Below are 20,705 nucleotides of genomic sequence, written 5' to 3'. Positions count from 1 at the left end.
CAAGAGCCCTCCGCCGGCGTCACGCGGTCGTTTTCGTTTCCGGACCCTTGTAGCGGAAGCAGAGCATCGTGATGTCGTCGGACTGCTCGGCCCCGCCCACGAACAGGGAAATCCGTTCGCGCATGCGCTCGAGGAGGACGGTGCTCTCCGGATTTCCGAAGGACGTCTCGGAAAGCCACGTTTCGACGCGCGCCTCTCCGAGAAGCTCCTCGCGCCCGTTGAGCGCCTCGGTCACGCCGTCGGTGAACATAAAGATCGAATCGCCGGGCAGAAGCCTTCCGGCCCCCTCTTCGAACAACACTCCGCCGACGGCGCCGACGAGCGGCCCCTTCACGCGCGCCAGCGGAACGACGCGTCCGCCGGAGATCTTCCACGGGGAGGGGTGTCCTCCGTTCGCGTAGCGGAAGCTGCCGTCGCGAAGATCGACGGTGGCGCAGAAGAGCGTCACGAACATGCACGCGTCGTTGCCCTCGACGATCCGGTCGTTGACGGCCGACAGGAGCGCGGCCGGTCCGTCCGCCCTGTCGTCGGAAACCGAATCCGTCATGGACGCGAACGCCTTCATGAAACTCCGCGTCACGGCCATGAAGAGCGCGGCCGGAACTCCCTTGCCCGAAACGTCGCCGACGACGAGAAGCAGATGGTTCCCGTCGGTCATGAAGAAGTCGTAGAAGTCGCCGCCGACTTCACGCGCGGGTTCGAGCATCGCGAAGAGGTCGATCCGGTCGTCCTTCGGGAACGGCGGGAACGTCCGCGGAATCAGGCTCATCTGGATGGACCGGGCGATATCGAGCTCGCTCTCGATGCGTTCGCGCGCGGCCGTCGTCGCCCGAAGCTCCTCGATATGGACGAGCAGACTGTCGCGCATCGACGTGAAGGACTCGGTCAGGCGCGCGACCTCGTCGTTGCCCGAGATCGGCGGCAACGGAGCGTCGAGCCTGCCGGACGCGAGAAGCTGCGTCGCGTCCTTGAGCGACCGGATCGGACGGCTGATGCGGCTCGCGACGAAGAGCGACACCGCCAGCATTCCGGCCATTCCGGCGAGCCCGAGGAGGAATTGCGTCCGGCTCAGCCGGTTTACGCCGGCGAGGATTTCCTTTTCCGGAAAGACGATCCCGAGCGACCAGCCCATTCCCTCGATCGGCTGGTGCCAGACGAGAAGGCGCCTGTCGCGCTTTCTGTCGTGATACCTGAAGAGCCCTCTCTTTCCCTCGACCATCCGGCGCCCGAGATCCCAGAGTTCGGGGTTCCCCTCCTCTTCGGAGATCGAGAAGACGGTCTCCTTCATGATGATCTCGCGCCTCGGGTGCGACACGATCGTTCCGTTCGCGGTGATCAGAAAGATATATCCGTTGTTCCCGACATTCATCGTCGAGATCGCGTTCGTGAGCCAGTGAAGCTCGATCGACGTCCCGATCGACGCGAGGTAGCGCCAGTTCTCGTCGTAGATCGGAACGCAGTAGTCCACGACCATGGACCCCGTCCCCTCGTTGCCGAAGAACGGCTCGGTCCAGACGGGTTTCCCGAGCTGCAATGGAAGCTGGTACCAGTCCCATACGGTCCAGTCGTACACTTCGGCGAGGTTGCGCCACCCGATCGTCGAATCCTGACGGTAGACGAACGGGCAGAAGTTGTCGAGCAGCGCGTCCCCCGTCTGCCGGGAGAACCCCACGAACAGGCCCGACACCTCGGGGTGCGGCTCGATCAGGCTTTTCATCACGTCGCGGAGCTGTTCGGGATCCGGCCTGAACGAACGCAGGATCGTCGCGAGATCGTGCGTCACCGCCTCGGCGACGCGGGGAATTCTGCGGATCTTGCTTGCGGTGGCCTCGCCGAGGTTTTCGATGCGGGCGTGGAACTCCGCCTCCATCGCCCCGACGGAGCTCACATAGCCGTACGCGATGATGAGAAGGAAAATCAGTCCGACGCCCGCCATCGTCATGAGCGCGAGCTTCCCAGCGATCGAGAGTCCCGTACGGGCGCTTCCGAGGAACGACGAACGCCTAACGGACATCGAAAGACACCGCCCCTCTCGGGGTCGTCCCTTCGACGCCGGTCGGATGGAAAACGTCGTAGGACACGTTCCACTGGTCTCCGACGAACACTTCGTCCATCATCGCGACGGTGCGCTCGTAGGCGCTTTTCGAAAGGACGCCGGGGGTCCACGGAAGTGTTCCCGAATCCGACGACTCCGGGAAGATCGATGGAAGGATCGTCGTGAGCATCGAACGGAGAAGCAGTCTGTTGACGGTGTAGCCGACCCCGTCGGCCAGGCGCGCGATCAGATCGACCGCTTCGTCGGGGTGCGCGGCGGCGTATCGCCACCCTTCGAGCGACGCATCCAGGACGTCGCGACACAGGGCGGGATCGCTCCTCCACGTCTGTTCGAGGCAGTAGATCCCGTCTTCGGGAAAGTCGTATCCTTCCCCGCGCAGAGGGATCACCGTCAGATCTTCCGGACGGTACCCCGCCTGGAGGATGCGGATGTATTCGTTGTAGGACATCGCGTTACACGCGTCGACGGCGCCGCGAAGAAACAGGTCGACCGAGAAGAACTGGGGGCGGATCACCGGCCAGATGCGCTGCGCGTTGAAGAGCTTCTTGTACGCGCCCGAGAAGTGGTCGCCCCAGAGGCTCATCTTGCGGCCGTTCAAGTCCGCGACCGTCTTGATGCCGCTTTTCTTCTTCGCGACGATCAGGAGATTGCCCCGGTTCACGATCTGCCCCACGTTCACGAGCCGGAGCGTCTCCGAGCGGAAGCGAAGCGCTCCGGTCAGGAACATCGTCGAAAACGTCGTCCGGCCGGACCGCAGCTCCTCGACGACGTCGACGTCGGCCCCTCCCCGCCGGATCTCCATATCGATCCCGCGCGCGCGGAAGAACCCCTTTTCGAGCGCCATGTAGTAGCCCGCGAACTGCGTCTGGGGGTACCAGTGAAGCGTCATCGACGCCTTCCGGAGCGGCGGGGCGGACATCTCCGCCATCGCCGGACCCGCGAACGCCATCGCGGCGAGAAACGCGCACAAACGGGCGAACCGGCGAAACGCCGGTTTCCGGAACGTACTTTCGGCGGTCATTCGGGTTTCGTCACGACGATTTTCAGACAGTTCAGGTTCCCCCTGCGGGCATAGTGGACTTCGTCCATGGTCCGCCGGACGAGCAGGATGCCGAGCCCGCCCGCCTCGCGTTCCATCAGTGGACGGGAAACGTCCGGATCCTCGAGCGCGAGCGGGTCGAACGGGACGCCGTTATCGACGAACTCGACCGAAAAGGATCCGGGCGTATCCTCGATCCGGATCGTCACCTCGCCCGGAGGCGTCTGATAGGCATAGGAGCAGATGTTGACGACGATCTCTTCGAGCGCGAGGTCGAGGTGCGACAGACGCCTCGGCGGCAACGTGCCGTCCTCGGCGATCTCCATCACGAAGGCGCGCATCTCCTCGAGACAATCGAGCGAGGCCGGCCACGTGCGTTCCCCGCGAACGCCCCCCGCGATCGCGTTTTCCCCTGCGTTCAGGACAGATCCGTTGGACTCGTTCATCATCGTCGTTCTCCTCCGTTTCCCTACTCGGGCAGCAGGCCGATGGCCTCCTCCCGGCTTTTCGTTACCGGAAGGAAGCTGTCGAAACCGGAGACGCCGAAGACCTCCTCGACGACGCCGGACATTCCGAAAAGCACGAGCTTGCCGCCGAGCGGAAGCAGGCGCTTCGCGAGCACGAGAATCGACCTCAGCCCCGCGCTGCTGATGTATTCCAGCTCGGTGAAGTCCAGAACGACGTTGCGGCACTCCCACGAGAGGGCCGTCTTTTCGAAATCCTGGGCGGCCTTCGTGTCGAGCCGTCCCGTCAGCAGGGCCACACGCCCCTTCGCCTCATCCTCGAATTTCATCTCGAACACCATCGATCACTCCCAACGAAAGAAATCGCAGAGAACGTTCCCTGATCCACACAAAACATCCGGATGGGTCTTCGGAGACCTTCCCTCCGGATCGGGAAACTCATTTCTCCCTGACAAAACGTTGCCCGAAGAAAAGAAAAAATTATCTCAAGTCAAACAAGAATTCGGTTCATATAGATTTTCCTATTATACGCAATCCGTCGGGTTGCGGAAGATGCCTGCGGAGAAATACGCCGTTTCTCCCTTTTGGCGGGATGTCGTGTTCCGTACTTGCAACCGGCTCGGCGGAGCGTCTACTAGTGCGCCTCAAACGATGGAGGTGTCTGCGGCCGCCCTTCCCGACGGCGAAGAATCCGGGTCCCGGAACGCGGCATCGAAGGCCCTTGAATCGAACCGTAACTCGAAAGTCTCATCGTCGACGCAATGTATATTTACAAGCGTTTAGATATGTGATACATTGCCATCCAAACGACGCAATCATTCAATAAACGACCATCCAAGAGAAAAAGCAAGAATTGCGGGGAGACGAGGACATGGGAATCGTATACGGAATAGGAATCTTCCTTCTCGGAATAGGACAGGGGTTTCTGAACACGATCGCGGGGGGGGGCTCGTTCGTCGTCCTGCCCGCGCTGACGTTCATGGGGCTGGATCTCGCGGTCGCGAACGCGACGAACAGGGTCGGCGTCATCATTCAGGCGATCTCCGGAGCCGCGACGTTCCACCGCCACAAGGTTCTCGATTTTCGGGCAGCGCTTCCGCTCGCGGGCGTTTCTATGCTCGGGTCGATCCTCGGAACTTTGATGGCCGTCCAGATCGACAAGCGGATGCTCAATATCGTCGTCGCCGTTCTGATCTCGATCATGGCGTTTCTGCTCGTCTTCAGGCCGAAGATGTGGGAGGGAGGGGAGAGGAAGCCGCGGCCGAAGTGGGTCGTCTTCGCGATCTTCTTCGCGATCGGAATCTACGGCGGCTTTCTTCAGGCGGGCGTCGGGTTCTTCCTGACGTGGGCCGTCGCCGTCGTTCTGGGGCAGGACCTCGTCCGGGGGAACGCGCTGCGGACGCTCATCGTCGCCGCGTTCACGACCGTCAGTCTCGCGATTTTCATCTCGAAGGGGCTCGTCGTTTTCAGCGTCGGCCTCGTCCTCGCGGCGGGGAACATGATCGGCGGCGTCCTCGGGGCGCGTTTCACTGTCCTCAAGGGCAACGCGTGGGTCCGCCGGATCCTCGCGGTCGTGATCGTCGTCAGCGCGATCAAGATGGTGGCATCCGCGTTCTAATTCGTTCGGCGGGAAAAAAGAGAGCCGGGGCGCCTTGTCGACGCTCCGGCTCTCTTCGTTGCGTTCGTTCCCCGCGCGGCGCTAGTACGACACGCGGTACGGCCCCACGAAGCTGTTGAACAGAAGATCGCCGTTCTTCAGATACTGCAGGATCGCGTAGGCGCCGTTACCGTAGGTCTGTCGCCCGAAGATCGTCCTATGAACCGTTTCGCCGGTTGTCCAGTCCATCCCCGTGACCTCCCAGCCGTCGGCCGCCGTATAGCCGTTCACGAGAGCCATGTTTCCCGACTGGCTGTGAATGGGCACCATGCTCGTCGACGACACGTCGCTCCGGGTCCACACGGATCTCCATTCGTCCGCATCCGGATCCCACTCGAAGCGCTCCGCGCCCGTCGGCGGAGCGTACATCGGTCCCATCGCGGCAACGCCGAGGATCTTGTTCGCGCTGGCGATATCGTAGGTCGCGGCGTTCTCCGGAAGGTTGTTCACGACGAACGCGCCGTACCCGTTGACGACGACCGACTGCTCCGACTGGATCCACTCCGGAAGCGGCGAAAACCCGCACGTCACCTGAATCTGCCCCGCGATGCGACGGGACGCCGTTCCCGGCTTCTGGACGAAGCCATCGGGGATCTCGTCGCGCCAGAATGCCACGAGCTTCATGCGCTTGCAGCCGTCCGTGATCACGACGAGCTTGTCCGGGTCGGTTCCGAAGCCCATGAGCGTCGGCGTCGATCCCGTTCCGAGGCCGAACTTGATCATCGGCGGCACGGCGTCCGTCGGCGCGTCGTATCCGCTGGTCCACGCCCCGTCGGACTCCTGGGTCGACAGCGTCGTCCCGGTCCAGACGAGCTTTCGCATGTACTTGTCCGTCGCGATGTAGACGCCGTTCTTCTCGTCCACCGCGATCGAATTGTTCACGGTCTCCCCGGCCCCGAACGGGACGAACTGCGCCGTCGCGGGGTCGAGGCTCCTGTCGATCACGGCGAGTCCGTTGCTGAAGGCGACCAGAAGGTGTCCGTCGTAGGTCATCGACAGTCCGAAGAGACGCACGCCGTCGACGACCGCCCCCTGGATCGTCCTGATGTCCGCGATACTCCGGACGATCGAAATCCCCGCCGAAGGATTCGAGGCGTCGGCGAGCGCGAACGCGTAGACGCCGTTGCCGTAGTTCGCGTACAGGACATTGTCGTTATCCACGGCCGAATACGAGGAGTTCATGATCCGAAGGTTGTAGGCCTGCCCGTAGCCTTGGACGAACAGGGCGTTGAGATCCGCCGACGTCATCCCCTCGAGTTCCCTCTCCCCGATCGAGCGATGGAACTCCGGATCGACCGGCCCCAGCGTCGGCGCCATGTACGCGGGCGCCTCGATGCGTGCCTCCTCGAGCCACGCGCCGTTCGACGAGCGGATATACGCGACCCTGTCCGTCCCCACGCCCCACATAAACGTTGGGTTCGTCGACGCGAGCGTGATGATGTTCACCGGCCCCGCGAACGAAATCGGATACGTCTCCGGGGACACGCGGTACGTCCCCCTCGGCGGTCCGTAGAGGGTCGAATCGCTCTGGGACGGGTCGAAGTGGGTGATCCCGTACAGGGCGGCGGACAGAAACGGATTCGTCACCGGGCCGTTGACGAAGTGTTCGGTGTTCGTGGAACACCCCGCGGCAACGAGTCCGAGCAGACACAAAAGGAAAATCGCTCCGGAACGTACCTTGCGTCTCATATGAAACACCTCCAGAATCGGGATAGTCCGAAACGGACGGATTCCGAGCCGAACCGAAAACATGCGCGAAACAGCCTTCCACGCGGGCGAACGCCGACGCTCCTCCCTTGAAGACGTGTCACCCCGGATAACACCCCCACGTTTCCTTTCGACCCAGCCGCCGGACTTCTGAAATTCTAGGATAGATGATATCATTCACGCAATACCAGACAGAAAATTCCGCTGCATTGGCGGCGGGCGCCGTCCTTCATCGTCCCTTCGGCCTGAAGACTCCGCGCTCTGGATCTCCGGCCGCAACGGAGGGAAGGGGAACGCTCCGTTTTCGTCACAATCGACATGGCGGCAATCCGGCCATTACGGCATCGTACGAAGGGGGGCTGTCCGCAAATGGGAAACGCGGTCCGGAACACCCTTGCCATCGTCTGCGGAGGAGGTCCCGCACCGGGCATCAACAGCGTCATCAGCTCCGTGACCATCGAGGCCATAAACTCCGGCTGGGAGGTCTACGGCGTCTACGACGGCTTCCTCCACCTGGGACAGGGCGAGAAGAAAGTAACCCCTCTCGCCATCGACCAGGTCACCCGGATCCACTCCGACGGAGGCAGCATCCTCCGGACGTCGCGATTCAACCCGACCAAAAGCGACGAAACCATGAAAAACGTCGTGGATACCCTCATCGGCATCGGCGTCACGCACCTCGTCACCATCGGCGGGGACGACACGGCGTTCGCCGCGTCCAAAGTGGCCGACTACGCCAAGAACAACATGGGGCTCACCATCAGCTTCGTCCACGTGCCCAAGACCATCGACAACGACCTCCCGCTGCCCGAGGGAACGCCGACCTTCGGCTTCGAGACGGCCCGCTCGCTCGGAACGCAGATCGTCTCGAACCTCATGACCGACGCGAAGACGACCGGCCGGTGGTACTTCGTCGTGGCGATGGGGCGCGTCGCCGGACATCTTGCACTCGGCATCGGCAAGAGCGCCGGGGCCACGCTGACCCTCATCCCCGAAGAGCTCGCGTCGGAAAAGCGGATCCGGATGTCCCTCCTCGTGGACATCATCACCGGATCCATTATCAAGCGTCTGGCTTCCGGACGGAATTACGGCGTGGCCGTCATCGCCGAGGGCCTGATCGAAAAAATCAAGTCCGAAGACCTCGAAGAAGCGGACTGCGTCCTGTACGACGACCACGGACACATCCGCTACGCGGAGATCAACTTTTCCGAAGTGCTCAAGCGCGAGACGCTCGCGAACCTGTCGTCGCTCGGAATCGACATGACGATCAACCACAAGGACGTGGGGTACGAAATCCGGTGCGCACCGCCCAACGCCTTCGACATCGAATACACGCGGAACCTCGGCTTCGCGGCGATGGAATTCCTGCGCAACGGCGGGACCAACGCCATGATCACGATCCAGAACGACCGGATCGTCCCCGTTCCCTTCCGCGACATCATCGATCCGCTTACGGGAAAGACGCGGATCCGGATGGTCAACACGGAGTCCATCCAATACCGGATCGCGCGGGAGTACATGATCCGGCTGGAAAAACGGGACTTCGAACCGGGAATCGAATTCGAGAAACTCGCCGTCGCGGCGAAACTGTCCCCCGAAGAATTCCGCAGGCGGTTCGAATACGTGACGTGGTACTGATGCTCGGGCGCCAGCTCCGCAAAGGCGTCGTTGTTGGCCAGGGTGCTGCTTAAAACGAATCCGGAAAAGAAATCTGAATTGTGACGGTCTCCCCTGGGGCGCTGCGGTTCGCGTAGTCCATGCTCACCATGACCACCGGATAGAGAAAGCGGCTCTTGATCGCATTCCGTCCACCTTGTTTTTTCCGTTCCGCGAAAGACGCACCAGATTCCACCGATTCATTTTCCGGATCCTGGGGCGCTGCGACGATGCGGAACCTCTCCTCAGGCGCGCGGTTGCCATCCGCGAGAAGACCTGCGGACACCACAGGACGATCCTCGCGGACAGCCTCCGCGACCTCGCAGGGCTCTACCACACGAAGGAGCGGCACGATTCATCGTATTCATTGACCATAGATATCAATAGTGATACCATTTCATCATGGACGAGAACGCAAAAGTTCTTGAGATGATTCGAAACGGATGCGTCGATATCCGATACGAAGACCTGAGAAGTCTTTGCGAGTCCTATTTCGGCTTTCCCCGCCAAAGCGGAAGCAGTCATGCGGTCTTCAGGATGCCGTGGTCGGGAGACCCCCGCATCGATATTCAGCGGGACAAGAACGGCAAAGCCAAGAAATATCAGATCCGGCAGGTTCTGAAAGCCATAGATCGCCTTCACGAGGAAGGAGAAAGGAGTCCGTCATGAGCAGAAATACATCTCACTACATTTACCGCGTGGAATGGTCCCCCGAAGATCAGGAATACGTCGGACTCTGTTCCGAGTTTCCGAGCCTCTCGTGGCTCGCCGAAGGCGACGACGAGGCGTTTTCCGGAATCCGTTCCCTTGTCGCCGATGTTGTCGCCGAGATGGAACGCAACGGGGAAACAGTCCCGGAGCCCCTCGTCGATCGTACCTACTCAGGCAATATCCTTTTCAGGACGACGGCGGAAATGCACCGGAAAATCGCCATCAAGGCTGCGGAGTCGAAAGTCAGTTTGAACCGCTATTTGAACAGCAAGCTCACGTCCATCCTCGGCTGAAAGAAGTCCATGAAAAAAACCGCCCCGAAAGGAGCGGCTTGAAGCCAGGCTTTTTTGAAGGGCGGTTTCACTCCGTCTCGATATCGAACTCTATGCCGAAGACGCTCTTCAGTTCCTTATACTCGGACAGAATTTCGTGCAGCCGAAAATTGATGCCGTCGGCCGCGTCGCCGAGACGACGCCTGCAGCACGGACACGCAAGCGGAGCGGGCGGCGTTTTGCCCGCCACGATCGTCATCGAAGATCCGCATTGACGGCACCGAAGCGTTATCGACTTGATCTCGGAGAGATCGACTCTGTGCATCGCAACCGGCGTCATGAGGGGATGTCCTCCAAAACTGGATTTTAGCACCAGCGACAGCAAGCAACAAAAAGACCGCCCCAAAGGGAGCGGCCGTTCCTTTTATGGTTTCATTTCCTTTCTGTCACATTGCTATTGGTTTCAAGCTCTGGCAACTTCTACAGGTTCGACACTCTTGATCTGGTGTGCCGAAACCACGTATGTACCTCCGCGAGGATTCTTGGCATCTCCTTTGACCATCAGGACGCTGTAAGCCGGTCTGCTTTTATTGTCGAAGGTAAGGCCGAGAGGTTCGACGATGTATTCCTCGCCGGTTTTCAGCCGCAGTCGGACATTGCCCGTCATTCTTTCCAACACGTCGAGAACGTATTCTTTCGCCATTACCTCTCACCTTTTTTCGGGTAATCCGGAAACACGTGCGCTTGACCTCCCCCGGAAACTCCGGACACAGATTTACGCCCCGATTCTTCCGTTTTCGTGGCTTTCCGGTGGCGTGTACCCCAGTACCGAATGAAGCCGCTCTCTGTTGTAGAACATTTCTATATACCTGAAGATCTCCGTCCTCGCTTCGCCACGCGTCCGGTATTCTCTTCCGTCGACGCCGTTCTCTTTCAACGCCTGCAGTATTCCCGGACTTCCGTATCGCATCGCGGCTCAGAGAACCTGAGGTTCTTTCGAGAAGATGGCCGAGGCCTTTTTCAGGATGTCATGTTTCCGCTTCGTCGTCTCGAGTTTCTGCCGACAAAGTCCACACGGGTCTGGTGGAGGGCGCGAAGCTCTTCTTCCGGCGCCAGCGCCTTGCCTCCGGGGGACGCGAGGGCTGCCGCGTAATGACCCCCAGAAATATACGATTAATGCCTGAACCTTGTCAAAGAAAACCGGTGGCTTGTTTATCCCAGGGTCTGGTGCGGTCGCTCGCTGTTGTAGCAACGAATCCAGGATCCGATGACACTCTAGGTCTGGGCCAGGGATTCAAACCCATGCTGCCAGACGCACTTTTCCTTCAGACTCTTGATGAACCTTTCCACGATCCCGTTCTGTTGCGGTGTGTAGGGAGTGATGAACTCCTGGACCAGCCCGTAGCTTCTAACGGCGTTCGTGTAGCGCTTGCCGGTGAAGACTAGACCATTGTCGCTTCTCAGGATGATTTGCTTCGTCGTTCTCCCCAGATGCCTGAATCGGCTGATCAGAGCCTCTTCCAGGGCCGCTTCCGCCGTTTTGGTATGACCTCGGGAGGAGAGGCGTCAGCCCAAAAGCTCCCGGTTTTCGCAGTCGATCACCAGGGCCAGATGACATCATCGATCTCGTCCGCACCAGATTATGGCCAGGTCGGTGGACCAACGGATGTCTCGTTCCGGTGTTTGCGAAGGGACCACCTTCACCCTAGGGCGATGTCCTGCCGGTCGTTTCCGGACCTGCCAGTGCTTCTTCTGCAGGATCCTCTGGATCACCTTGCGGTTCTCGTTCAGCACCAGGGCGAGGCGCCGATACCCATAGGTCGGAAACCTCTCGATGCAATCGGACACTTTCCGCACCGTGTCAGGGTCCAACGGGACCCGTCTTTCCCGAGGGATGTAATAGAAGCTCCTCCTCGGCAAACCCAAAATCCGGCAAAGGCTCTTGATGCCGACCTTCTTCCCCTCTCGTTCGAGGTCCGCCTGCAGGGCCTTATGCTTTCGGGGGTTGACCGAACAAACGCTTGGCTTTTTTAGGACATCGTGGTCAACGACGATTACACTTCCCCGTTAGCGACAATAAACAGGAACGCGCGGGAACTATCAGTCTGGAACGCTCGAAACGAGATTTTGTTCCGGTTTTCCTGACATTTTGTCTGTCTGAGGCGTATTTGTCTCTTTTTCACCCCCCTCCGTTCTTTCTCATGACCGCCTCTCTCGCCCGATAGCTGTCGCACGTCAGTTCCAGGATGTGAGCGTGATGCACCAGACGATCTATCGCCGCCATTGTCGTCATCGGATTCCTGAATATACGGTCCCATTCTCCGAGCGGGAGGTTGCTTGTCACGATCACGCTTCTGCTCTCGTACCGCTCGGCAAGGAAGTCGAAGAGAACTTCCATTTATTCCGCAGATTGCTGCACGTACCCGATGTCGTCAAGGATCACGACGTCGGCCCTGTCGAGTTTGACGAGCGCCCTGTTCAGCTGGTGTTCCTGCTTCGCTCCGAGGAGCGTTTCCACAAGACGACGCGCCGGGGTGAAGTACGTCCGGACCTGCTTCCGGACGAGTTCGTGTCCGAGGGCGCAGGCCAGATGCGTCTTCCCACGTCCCGGAAGGCCGAAGATCAGGATGTTCTCGGCCTTCCTCGCGAAGGTTCCTTCGACCAGCAGAGCGATTTCGTTCCGGACTTTCAGCGGCAGGAGGTTCATGTCGAAGACCGAGAAGGTCTTTTCCCGCGACAGGCCGGATTCGCATATGTAGCGTTCCACGCGTTTGTCCTGTCGTCCCGCAAGTTCGCAGTCGACAAGGCATCCGAGGTATTGCTCGTGACTCCACCCTTCTCTCAGCGCCATTTCCTGCGCCTCGCCGAGCATCCGCAGCATCGTCGGCAGACGCAACGCCTTCAGGCCGACGGCAAGGGCGGCATTCATGTCCGCACCTCGCAAAAGCACGCCGCATCCACGAGGATGTCGTATTCGCCCGGGTCGGGACGGTATTCTTCGAGTTTCGGGTACGCTTGCGTTCCGTTCGCGAGAAGGTCTTCAAGCGCGCCGAGACTGAACGGCGTGTCGTTTTCCAGAAGTTCGAGCGCCGCAAGGATGTTCTCTTCCCCTTCGCACGCCGCCCTGTTCAGAACGGCGAGGTAGATCCGGTCCGCCCTGTCTTCCGGGTGTTCCCTTCGCAGCCGCTCGTAGAATTCCGTGAATGCTGCGTTCGGAAAGAGCGCTTCCCGATACCGGCAGTTCCGGAACGCTCCCGGCTTTTTCACGAGGTTTCCGATGATGTCCCGGTAGTCCAGTCCTTCCGGGCCGTTGTCCGCTCCGCTCCGGTCACGCCGCATCTGGAGGATTCCTCCGCACCATGCTTCCACCGTCTTCTCCGTGAGACGCGCGAGGACCGTTTCTCCGACCAGACGCGACGGAACGCTGTACACCCGTCCCCTGACGCGGATGATTCCGTTCCGCGTGACGCGCGCCGTGATTTCCTCGTATCAGGGTATTCGCGCGACGTCGCACGACCTCATCGTCCGAAGTTCCTCCTCCAGTCGCTCCCGCCGCGAGAGGTTCGTCTTCCTGACGATTTCGCCGATGAACGCTTCGTACTCCCCGAATGTCCCGAAGTCACGGTCGCCTCGCAGCCGAAGCTCCTGGTCGATCCGACGCTTGATGTGTCCATTGGCGCTTTCGATGTCGCCGTTTTCCTCGGGCTTTGCCCTTTCAATGACCGTCGGCGTCATTCCGAACGCCGACATCAGATCCAGATACCCTTCGTTGAAGTCCCTCGCCGATCGTCCCCGCCGCAACGCATGCGTCGCCGTCGAGCTGTGGTCCGTCCGATGATACCGCGGGATCTTCCCCAATTCCCCGATGACCTTTTTCAGCTGACAACGCAGCGACAGCAGCGATTCCGTACGGCACAGGCTCACGCCTTCCCAGTTGCTGTACGTCAGCACCGAGTGGCATAGTTTGTGCGGGAAAAATTCCCCCGATATCCGTATCTCAAGTCTGTTCATGTCCGTCCAGTCCGTTTCCAGGATCTCTCCGGGCCTGTGCTGCTGATGAAACCCCTAAGCGACCGACACGAACAGAAATGACGTTTGGTCGTCTGCTTATGAGGAAACCAGATTTCCTTTTCCGGTCCGTGCTGGGATTTCCGCGCCCGGATGCACCGCTGCAACGTCCGCAACTGTCCCGGTGCATATCTTCCCGGATTTCTCTCCGATACCAGTTCGAACAGCGTCACCGCCTCAAGTCCGGGATCCCGTTCCAGTTCCCGCTCGATTTCAGCCCAGTCTTCACTGAACGGATCTTCCCGGGTTCTCCCGACCGGGAAGTGGAATTGTCGTTTAAGGGGAAGTGTAATTGTCGTTAGCCACCACGCTCCCGCATGGGGAGCGACCAGGTATCGGACCTCGTGCCGGCAGCGGGACAAAGTTTCAATCCACGCTCCCGCATGGGGAGCGACCGTCGATCACCTGAAACCGGCCGTCCTGATCGCCATGTTTCAATCCACGCTCCCGCATGGGGAGCGACTGGTCTTTTGTAGGAATCATCTTCCCAATATTTTGTTTCAATCCACGCTCCCGCATGGGGAGCGACATGAACCATGCTGCGCCATCTCTCCCGCCGCAAGTTTCAATCCACGCTCCCGCATGGGGAGCGACGGAGCGCCGGAGTCCGGGTTCCAAGGCTTTTTGTGTTTCAATCCACGCTCCCGCATGGGGAGCGACGTGCCGGGAGCGATCGAGGCGCTGGAGGATCTGGTTTCAATCCACGCTCCCGCATGGGGAGCGACAGGAGATGGTTTTGACAACGCAAATCTGATCACCAGTGATAGCCGAATTTTGACCACCTCGGTCATTCTTCCGCGCCTTCCGTTTTGAGTTGTATCCGGCTTCTCTTCCGTCCCTCCTTCAAAGTTTCCTTCAGTCTGTAGCTCTCCCACGCGCACTCGATGATGTGCGCCTTGTGGGTCAGACGGTCAAGCAGGGCCGCCGTCATGTTCGGGTCGCCGAAGACTTCCGTCCAGCTGCCGAATCCAAGGTTCGTCGTTACTATGACCGATCCGCGCTCGTGTCGTTCCGCGAAGACCTGGAACAGAAGCTCGCCTCCTTCCTTCGAAAAAGGAACGTACCCGAGTTCGTCCACGATCAGAAGATCGTACCGGGTGTACTTTCCGAGGGTCCGCGCAAGGGTTTTCTCTCCCCGGCTTTCCAGAAGTTCGTTGACGAGGTTGCAGGCCGTCGTGAACCGCACCCGCATGTTCTTCCGACAGGCTTCTATTCCCAGGGCGGTGGCGAGGTGCGTCTTCCCGCACCCGCTTTTGCCCAGGAAGAGGATATTCCGGCGCCGGGAGATGTAGTCTCCGGCGGCCAGTTCCCCGATGAGCCGCCTGTCAAGCTGCGGAGCCTCTTCGAAGATGAAGGTTCCCAGTGTCTTGACCAGGGAGAACCGGGCTTCCTTCAACCTTCTCTTTTCCCTGTTCTCCGAGCGGATCTGGAGTTCCAGTTCCGTGACGTCAAGGAGAAATTCTTCGTAGCTCGCTCCCCGTTCCTCGGCCTGCCGGAGGCGTTCTTCAAGGTGTCGGGCGGCGTTGCCGAGGGTGAGGCTCTTCAGGTTTTCCTGAACCTGCATGAGGAGTCCCGCGTTCATTGTCTGGCCTCCAGGACAGAATAGGCCGATACGTCCGCCGGAGGAAGCACGGTCCACCGTTCCGATTCGAGGGGACGGACGAACTCCTCCCGCGTCCCGGCCGTTTCAAGCAGGCAGCGGATTCCAGCGGCGCTGCCCAGTCCGCTCTCAAGAGCCCGTTCCACCGCGTCCTCAACCGGCTTTTGCCCGTAATTCCTGGCGAGGAGCAGGACGTCGATGAATTCCTTGATTCCCCGGTTCTCTCCCCGACGTTCCCGGAACTGTTCCAGAAGGGTGTTCATGGATTCGCTCCATGTCTTTTTCCATTCCGTAAGCGGGCGGGCGTCCCGGAAGGCTCCCGGCCGTTCCCGGAGAAGCTCCAGGTAGTGGTCCGCATCGAGGATCCAGTGGTTGTTCCCGTATTTCCTTCCGTGGTCGGCGACCCGGGTTCCTCCGCTGTAGACCGATATCCTGTCCACCGTGAGGATCGCCCTGAGCGGCCGGCCGGCGTAGGAGGCGGGGACGGAGTACCGGTTCTTGTCCACCATGACGGTGGCGTATTTGTCCGCCTTCACCGGTACGGTCTGTTCGTTGCCGTAGGGGTGGCGCGGAAGGGGAATGAGGACCTCCCTTTCCGCCTCGTGAAGCTCCCTTACGGTTCCTTCCCGCCCGGCGATCCTGTGGGAGCCGTAGGAGAGACATTCCTCCACAAGTCTGTCATTGATGTCCTCCAGACTTTCTCCCTGCGGGACGGGCGTCAGGAAGTTCCGGCGCGCGAATCCCACGAGCCCTTCGACTCCGCCCTTCTCGTTTCCCCGTCCCGGCGAGCAGAAGCGGCCGATGAAGGTGTACCAGGAGCGAAACCGGACGAAGCTTTCCCGCTCTTTCCTCTCTTTCCCGAGAAGAACCTTCTCCACCGCCGCGCTCAGGTTGTCAAAGATCACTACGGGAAAGACTCCCCCGTAATAGACGAATCCCCGGCTGAGCCCGTCGAATAAGGCCTGCTGCCGTTCGCAGGGGTAGAGCCGGACAAAGGGCGTTCCCGAGTACTTCGATCTCATGCAGAAGCATTTCACCCGTACGGCTTCTCCGCCCAGGATTACAGCGACGGTTCCCCAGTCCGCCTCCGCCTCTCCTCTCGGTGACGGCTCCAGGGGGATGAATGCCCCGGAACTTTTCAAGCCGAGCGTTCTCTTGACCGCCGCCACGTGGCGCCGCACTGTCGTTTCGCTTCCGGTAAACCCGTATTCGTTCACCAGTCGGGTATATATCCGCTTCGCCGTATGGCGCTGCTTCTTCGGACTTTCAAGGTCCCCTTCCAGCCATTTGAATATGATCTCGTGATAGGGGCCGAGCACCGGAAAAGGCTGGATCTTTCTTGGAGAATAGCCTGTGAATTCCCCCCGAAGCACTTTCTTCACCGTGTTGCGTGAATGCCCCGTCTCCCTGGCTATTTCGCTCACGTTCTTGCCGTAAATCCGCTGAGCGGTCCGTATGTATTCGTACTGGTCCACTCTGAGCATCCTTTCCCCTCCGGCTTCATCGTCGTGGTGTGCGTCCCCGCCGATGATACCCGGAGCTATGGTCAGGTGGTCAATTTTCGGCTCTCGTTCGCCTCTAAAGTGGTCAATTTTAGAGTACCAAAACCAAGGAGAGATCGTTTCTCAGGTCATCAAGGAAAAGTTTCAATCCACGCTCCCGCATGGGGAGCGACGGGACACGATACCCGCGTAGCGTTCTGCGCTTTGGTTTCAATCCACGCTCCCGCATGGGGAGCGACGACCACCAGACCGGGTTGTTCGTGTAGCGCGTTCCGGTTTCAATCCACGCTCCCGCATGGGGAGCGACTTCCAGTAATTTGCAATCTCGGCGTTTTGCGAGGCGTTTCAATCCACGCTCCCGCATGGGGAGCGACGGCGTCTCCCTTGACGGCGGCGATATAGTCTTTTGTTTCAATCCACGCTCCCGCATGGGGAGCGACTCGAAACGCTCGTCAAGGTGCACAAGGAGTCCGACGTTTCAATCCACGCTCCCGCATGGGGAGCGACCGCGTCGGAGGGTTGTTCATGGATATGGGAACGGGTTTCAATCCACGCTCCCGCATGGGGAGCGACCACGGCACGCACGCGATGCTAGGATGTTCGACCGGAGTTTCAATCCACGCTCCCGCATGGGGAGCGACTCATTCGGCTTGGATGGGGCGACGACGAGGTGGCGTTTCAATCCACGCTCCCGCATGGGGAGCGACCGGCAGGTCGATGGTTGTCTTCCCCCTGCGCAGGTTTCAATCCACGCTCCCGCATGGGGAGCGACCAAGGACTACGACGCGTTGCCGTTCTATCGGTTCGGTTTCAATCCACGCTCCCGCATGGGGAGCGACCGAATCCGGCCGCCGGGTTGAAGGAATTCGCCGAGTTTCAATCCACGCTCCCGCATGGGGAGCGACGACGAGCGGTTGTGGATCGTCGCATTCGATGGAGTTTCAATCCACGCTCCCGCATGGGGAGCGACAGAATCCGCTCGCCGTCCAGGATCGTCGCATCCGGTTTCAATCCACGCTCCCGCATGGGGAGCGACAGAATCCGCTCGCCGTCCAGGATCGTCGCATCCGGTTTCAATCCACGCTCCCGCATGGGGAGCGACTTCGTCGACGCTCTCATTTCGTGCGAATTTCTGGTTTCAATCCACGCTCCCGCATGGGGAGCGACCGTCGTCGGAAGAATTTGCCTATCCACTGTGGGAGTTTCAATCCACGCTCCCGCATGGGGAGCGACCCCGCTCGATCGTATCATTGATGCACAGGATGTTGTTTCAATCCACGCTCCCGCATGGGGAGCGACTCGCCTTGCGCATCTCGTCGAGCAGCTCCACCACGGGTTTCAATCCACGCTCCCGCATGGGGAGCGACCACGCGCGCGTCGACTTGATGCCGGCGAGATTGGTTTCAATCCACGCTCCCGCATGGGGAGCGACTTCCTTTGCCCGCTGCCATTCGCATGTTCCGTGACGTTTCAATCCACGCTCCCGCATGGGGAGCGACGTCCACTGCACCGACACGCCGACCGGCAACAGCGGGTTTCAATCCACGCTCCCGCATGGGGAGCGACCGTCGCGGCGGCATTCGACGGTATCGTAGCGTCGGTTTCAATCCACGCTCCCGCATGGGGAGCGACGTCGGCGATTTTGGCGTTTTTGATCGCGCCGTCCTGTTTCAATCCACGCTCCCGCATGGGGAGCGACACCAGACGGACCTCGGCGACATTGGGAGCACGCCGTTTCAATCCACGCTCCCGCATGGGGAGCGACATGGACCTGACCCGTGATCTCGGGACATTTACGGTTTCAATCCACGCTCCCGCATGGGGAGCGACTCCGTGACGTGGAAGAGTATTTCCAACGTACCGGGGTTTCAATCCACGCTCCCGCATGGGGAGCGACACAGGTGTCTCGGACACAACGCCGCCGTTGGTGGTTTCAATCCACGCTCCCGCATGGGGAGCGACATCAGCATGTTGCCAACACGCACCTTCCCAATCTGTTTCAATCCACGCTCCCGCATGGGGAGCGACGCGGTCAGGTAGTCCAGGATCACGACGCCGGGACGTTTCAATCCACGCTCCCGCATGGGGAGCGACGATGGTGTCCTCAAGATCCCGAGACCATAACCACGTTTCAATCCACGCTCCCGCATGGGGAGCGACTTGATACGGTCGGCAACGAGAACATCGTGGAGGGGTTTCAATCCACGCTCCCGCATGGGGAGCGACCGGATGCTTGCGAGGAACTTGTACAGCTTATTGTGGTTTCAATCCACGCTCCCGCATGGGGAGCGACTTGAACGCTTCAAGCGCCTCTTTGCTCTTGTCGAGGTTTCAATCCACGCTCCCGCATGGGGAGCGACGGGATGCTTTCCGCTCCGACGGCGGTCGCTATGGGTTTCAATCCACGCTCCCGCATGGGGAGCGACCGATGTCGGAGTGTGGTGCATCGGGAGATCCGGGTTTCAATCCACGCTCCCGCATGGGGAGCGACTACGACCGAAAGGGATGGCGCAGGACGACGACTCGTTTCAATCCACGCTCCCGCATGGGGAGCGACCCGGAATACTGCGCCGACGGACAGCCGATGATTCTGTTTCAATCCACGCTCCCGCATGGGGAGCGACGATGCCCTCGCGCGTATGGCGGAGACGGCAACCGTGTTTCAATCCACGCTCCCGCATGGGGAGCGACTCGGGCTCGAGGGGTACGAGACGCTGCGCGAGTCGGCGTTTCAATCCACGCTCCCGCATGGGGAGCGACCGAGGTCGTCATGGAGGGGCTCTGGCTCATCGGGGTTTCAATCCACGCTCCCGCATGGGGAGCGACATAAGGATCAGGCGATTAGCGCCCGACGCATAGAGTTTCAATCCACGCTCCCGCATGGGGAGCGACCGCATCATTGCATGGGCGGTTAAGCAATATCGAGTTTCAATCCACGCTCCCGCATGGGGAGCGACAACACGCTATGACGCGTACATGATCGCGATTCAGTTTCAATCCACGCTCCCGCATGGGGAGCGACCACCACTTCACCCGACTCGGTTTCAGCTCCACACAGTTTCAATCCACGCTCCCGCATGGGGAGCGACTCGCGTCCTCGTTGGCCTCACCAGCGGGGCGCATGTTTCAATCCACGCTCCCGCATGGGGAGCGACATACGATATTGGGTTGCACCCGTGCGGGACAAGCAGGTTTCAATCCACGCTCCCGCATGGGGAGCGACTTGCGTCGATAGGCCGGTGTCTACGTATCTCAAAGTTTCAATCCACGCTCCCGCATGGGGAGCGACAAGAGGATGACTTATAATTGGCTCAATTAAAACTTGGTTTCAATCCACGCTCCCGCATGGGGAGCGACTGGAGCTGCCGTTGCTATTGGATATGGCATATATGTTTCAATCCACGCTCCCGCATGGGGAGCGACGCAGCACAACATTCTTCATTCAGCCACCCTCCAGTTTCAATCCACGCTCCCGCATGGGGAGCGACGCGAACAAAATAACCGCCTATCTCGCGGAGTGGGTTTCAATCCACGCTCCCGCATGGGGAGCGACCTCGTCGACGACCACGAGGATGTGCTCCTCGTGGTTTCAATCCACGCTCCCGCATGGGGAGCGACAGACATAGCATCACACCTATTGCTTATGATGTATGTTTCAATCCACGCTCCCGCATGGGGAGCGACGTATAGACTCATGCGCTGCGCTCATGCTCAGATATGTTTCAATCCACGCTCCCGCATGGGGAGCGACCTGCGTTGTCCTTGATCCGCTGCGCCAGCCATGCGGTTTCAATCCACGCTCCCGCATGGGGAGCGACGCCGCTGTCAGTGTGCTTTTGCCATTCTTACGTGGTTTCAATCCACGCTCCCGCATGGGGAGCGACGTCTGCATCCTGCCTGTCCGGTCCAATGGTATACGTTTCAATCCACGCTCCCGCATGGGGAGCGACTGGGCAGCAAGCGGCGTGGATAT

18 protein-coding genes, 1 pseudogene and 2 CRISPR repeat arrays (1 of these 21 running past the window's edge) are annotated in these 20,705 nt (G+C 60.0%); of the genes and pseudogenes, 4 read left to right on the top strand and 15 right to left on the bottom strand.

Annotated features, from left to right (window positions below; translation table 11 throughout):
• Nucleotides 1-19 precede the first annotated feature (19 nt).
• From ACZ5IU_RS07010 to ACZ5IU_RS06995, 4 genes are read right to left on the bottom strand one after another with little or no spacing between them, the layout of a single operon-like run.
• On the bottom strand, nt 20-2,014 hold the full coding sequence (locus ACZ5IU_RS07010; protein ID WP_464421477.1) for a SpoIIE family protein phosphatase: 1,995 nt from the start codon (nt 2,012-2,014) through the stop codon (nt 20-22).
• Nucleotides 2,004-3,077, bottom strand: a complete 1,074-nt coding sequence (locus tag ACZ5IU_RS07005; RefSeq protein ID WP_464421476.1) for an ABC transporter substrate-binding protein — start codon at nt 3,075-3,077, stop codon at nt 2,004-2,006. The genes ACZ5IU_RS07010 and ACZ5IU_RS07005 overlap by 11 nt, the downstream gene beginning before the upstream one ends.
• Nucleotides 3,074-3,544 carry an ATP-binding protein gene (locus ACZ5IU_RS07000; RefSeq protein WP_464421475.1) on the bottom strand — a complete coding sequence of 157 codons (471 nt, stop codon included), beginning with the start codon at nt 3,542-3,544 and terminating at the stop codon, nt 3,074-3,076. The genes ACZ5IU_RS07005 and ACZ5IU_RS07000 overlap by 4 nt, the downstream gene beginning before the upstream one ends.
• A gap of 20 nt (nt 3,545-3,564) precedes the next feature.
• On the bottom strand, nt 3,565-3,900 hold the full coding sequence (locus ACZ5IU_RS06995; protein WP_464421474.1) for an STAS domain-containing protein: 336 nt from the start codon (nt 3,898-3,900) through the stop codon (nt 3,565-3,567).
• Nucleotides 3,901-4,430: 530 nt separating this feature from the next.
• Here ACZ5IU_RS06995 and ACZ5IU_RS06990 point away from each other — a divergent pair.
• Complete coding sequence (locus ACZ5IU_RS06990) at nt 4,431-5,177, top strand: sulfite exporter TauE/SafE family protein (RefSeq protein WP_464421473.1); 747 nt, start codon at nt 4,431-4,433, stop codon at nt 5,175-5,177.
• Between the two features lie 81 nt (nt 5,178-5,258).
• Here ACZ5IU_RS06990 and ACZ5IU_RS06985 read toward each other — a convergent pair whose 3' ends face one another.
• Nucleotides 5,259-6,905, bottom strand: a complete 1,647-nt coding sequence (locus tag ACZ5IU_RS06985; protein WP_464421472.1) for a hypothetical protein — start codon at nt 6,903-6,905, stop codon at nt 5,259-5,261.
• A 387-nt stretch (nt 6,906-7,292) separates the two neighbouring features.
• Between ACZ5IU_RS06985 and pfp the strand changes: the two genes are divergently transcribed.
• The gene (gene pfp / locus ACZ5IU_RS06980; protein WP_464421471.1) at nt 7,293-8,561 is read left to right on the top strand and encodes a diphosphate--fructose-6-phosphate 1-phosphotransferase; all 1,269 of its coding nucleotides are present in this window, start codon (nt 7,293-7,295) and stop codon (nt 8,559-8,561) included.
• A gap of 49 nt (nt 8,562-8,610) precedes the next feature.
• On the opposite strand, the gene ACZ5IU_RS06975 is transcribed toward pfp, so the two are convergent.
• Complete coding sequence (locus tag ACZ5IU_RS06975; protein ID WP_464421997.1) at nt 8,611-8,865, bottom strand: hypothetical protein; 255 nt, start codon at nt 8,863-8,865, stop codon at nt 8,611-8,613.
• On the opposite strand from ACZ5IU_RS06975, the gene ACZ5IU_RS06970 reads away from it, so the two are divergent.
• Nucleotides 8,782-9,012, top strand: coding sequence for a tetratricopeptide repeat protein (locus ACZ5IU_RS06970; protein ID WP_464421842.1), 231 nt, complete (start codon nt 8,782-8,784; stop codon nt 9,010-9,012). The genes ACZ5IU_RS06975 and ACZ5IU_RS06970 overlap by 84 nt on opposite strands.
• Nucleotides 9,013-9,244: 232 nt before the next feature.
• On the top strand, nt 9,245-9,583 hold the full coding sequence (locus tag ACZ5IU_RS06965) for a type II toxin-antitoxin system HicB family antitoxin (RefSeq protein WP_464421470.1): 339 nt from the start codon (nt 9,245-9,247) through the stop codon (nt 9,581-9,583).
• A 67-nt stretch (nt 9,584-9,650) separates the two neighbouring features.
• Here the strand turns inward: ACZ5IU_RS06965 and ACZ5IU_RS06960 are convergent, their stop codons facing one another.
• The 9 genes and pseudogenes from ACZ5IU_RS06960 to istA form a co-directional block, all read right to left on the bottom strand.
• Nucleotides 9,651-9,902, bottom strand: a complete 252-nt coding sequence (locus tag ACZ5IU_RS06960; RefSeq protein ID WP_464421469.1) for a hypothetical protein — start codon at nt 9,900-9,902, stop codon at nt 9,651-9,653.
• Between the two features lie 123 nt (nt 9,903-10,025).
• The gene (locus tag ACZ5IU_RS06955) at nt 10,026-10,265 is read right to left on the bottom strand and encodes a hypothetical protein (RefSeq protein ID WP_464421468.1); all 240 of its coding nucleotides are present in this window, start codon (nt 10,263-10,265) and stop codon (nt 10,026-10,028) included.
• Between the two features lie 72 nt (nt 10,266-10,337).
• Entirely contained in the window at nt 10,338-10,532 is a 195-nt protein-coding gene (locus ACZ5IU_RS06950; protein WP_464421467.1) for an IS3 family transposase, read from the bottom strand.
• 305 nt (nt 10,533-10,837) lie between these two features.
• Nucleotides 10,838-10,912 (bottom strand): hypothetical protein, encoded by a 75-nt coding sequence (locus ACZ5IU_RS06945; protein WP_464421839.1) that lies wholly within the window; start codon nt 10,910-10,912, stop codon nt 10,838-10,840.
• Between the two features lie 829 nt (nt 10,913-11,741).
• Nucleotides 11,742-12,413, bottom strand: a pseudogene (gene istB, locus ACZ5IU_RS06940) (IS21-like element helper ATPase IstB).
• 74 nt (nt 12,414-12,487) lie between these two features.
• Complete coding sequence (locus ACZ5IU_RS06935; RefSeq protein ID WP_464421466.1) at nt 12,488-12,994, bottom strand: hypothetical protein; 507 nt, start codon at nt 12,992-12,994, stop codon at nt 12,488-12,490.
• A 57-nt stretch (nt 12,995-13,051) separates the two neighbouring features.
• Nucleotides 13,052-13,573, bottom strand: coding sequence for an IS21 family transposase (locus tag ACZ5IU_RS06930; protein ID WP_464421465.1), 522 nt, complete (start codon nt 13,571-13,573; stop codon nt 13,052-13,054).
• A 354-nt stretch (nt 13,574-13,927) separates the two neighbouring features.
• Nucleotides 13,928-14,355: direct repeats of the CRISPR family, unit length 32 nt; unit sequence GTTTCAATCCACGCTCCCGCATGGGGAGCGAC.
• A gap of 62 nt (nt 14,356-14,417) precedes the next feature.
• Nucleotides 14,418-15,212, bottom strand: coding sequence for an IS21-like element helper ATPase IstB (gene istB / locus ACZ5IU_RS06925; protein WP_464420571.1), 795 nt, complete (start codon nt 15,210-15,212; stop codon nt 14,418-14,420).
• A complete protein-coding gene (gene istA / locus ACZ5IU_RS06920) occupies nt 15,209-16,714 on the bottom strand; it encodes an IS21 family transposase (protein ID WP_464417879.1) in 1,506 nt (501 codons plus the stop codon). The genes istB (ACZ5IU_RS06925) and istA overlap by 4 nt, the downstream gene beginning before the upstream one ends.
• A gap of 159 nt (nt 16,715-16,873) precedes the next feature.
• Nucleotides 16,874-20,705: direct repeats of the CRISPR family, unit length 32 nt; unit sequence GTTTCAATCCACGCTCCCGCATGGGGAGCGAC; it runs 7,009 nt beyond the window's last position.

It is taken from the genome of Lactivibrio alcoholicus (genome assembly GCF_055390895.1).
This window is presented reverse-complemented; position numbering and strand designations above follow the sequence as displayed.

Excerpts from the sequence above, each read along its gene's own strand:
- ACZ5IU_RS07010 (WP_464421477.1), bottom strand. The coding sequence starts at position 2,014 with ATGTCCGTTAGGCGTTCGTCGTTCCTCGGAAGCGCCCGTACGGGACTC.
- ACZ5IU_RS07005 (WP_464421476.1), bottom strand. The coding sequence starts at position 3,077 with ATGACCGCCGAAAGTACGTTCCGGAAACCGGCGTTTCGCCGGTTCGCC.
- ACZ5IU_RS07000 (WP_464421475.1), bottom strand. The coding sequence starts at position 3,544 with ATGATGAACGAGTCCAACGGATCTGTCCTGAACGCAGGGGAAAACGCG.
- ACZ5IU_RS06995 (WP_464421474.1), bottom strand. The coding sequence starts at position 3,900 with ATGGTGTTCGAGATGAAATTCGAGGATGAGGCGAAGGGGCGTGTGGCC.
- ACZ5IU_RS06990 (WP_464421473.1), top strand. The coding sequence starts at position 4,431 with ATGGGAATCGTATACGGAATAGGAATCTTCCTTCTCGGAATAGGACAG.
- ACZ5IU_RS06985 (WP_464421472.1), bottom strand. The coding sequence starts at position 6,905 with ATGAGACGCAAGGTACGTTCCGGAGCGATTTTCCTTTTGTGTCTGCTC.
- pfp (WP_464421471.1), top strand. The coding sequence starts at position 7,293 with ATGGGAAACGCGGTCCGGAACACCCTTGCCATCGTCTGCGGAGGAGGT.
- ACZ5IU_RS06965 (WP_464421470.1), top strand. The coding sequence starts at position 9,245 with ATGAGCAGAAATACATCTCACTACATTTACCGCGTGGAATGGTCCCCC.
- ACZ5IU_RS06960 (WP_464421469.1), bottom strand. The coding sequence starts at position 9,902 with ATGACGCCGGTTGCGATGCACAGAGTCGATCTCTCCGAGATCAAGTCG.
- ACZ5IU_RS06955 (WP_464421468.1), bottom strand. The coding sequence starts at position 10,265 with ATGGCGAAAGAATACGTTCTCGACGTGTTGGAAAGAATGACGGGCAAT.
- ACZ5IU_RS06950 (WP_464421467.1), bottom strand. The coding sequence starts at position 10,532 with ATGCGATACGGAAGTCCGGGAATACTGCAGGCGTTGAAAGAGAACGGC.
- ACZ5IU_RS06930 (WP_464421465.1), bottom strand. The coding sequence starts at position 13,573 with ATGAACAGACTTGAGATACGGATATCGGGGGAATTTTTCCCGCACAAA.
- istB (WP_464420571.1), bottom strand. The coding sequence starts at position 15,212 with ATGAACGCGGGACTCCTCATGCAGGTTCAGGAAAACCTGAAGAGCCTC.
- istA (WP_464417879.1), bottom strand. The coding sequence starts at position 16,714 with ATGCTCAGAGTGGACCAGTACGAATACATACGGACCGCTCAGCGGATT.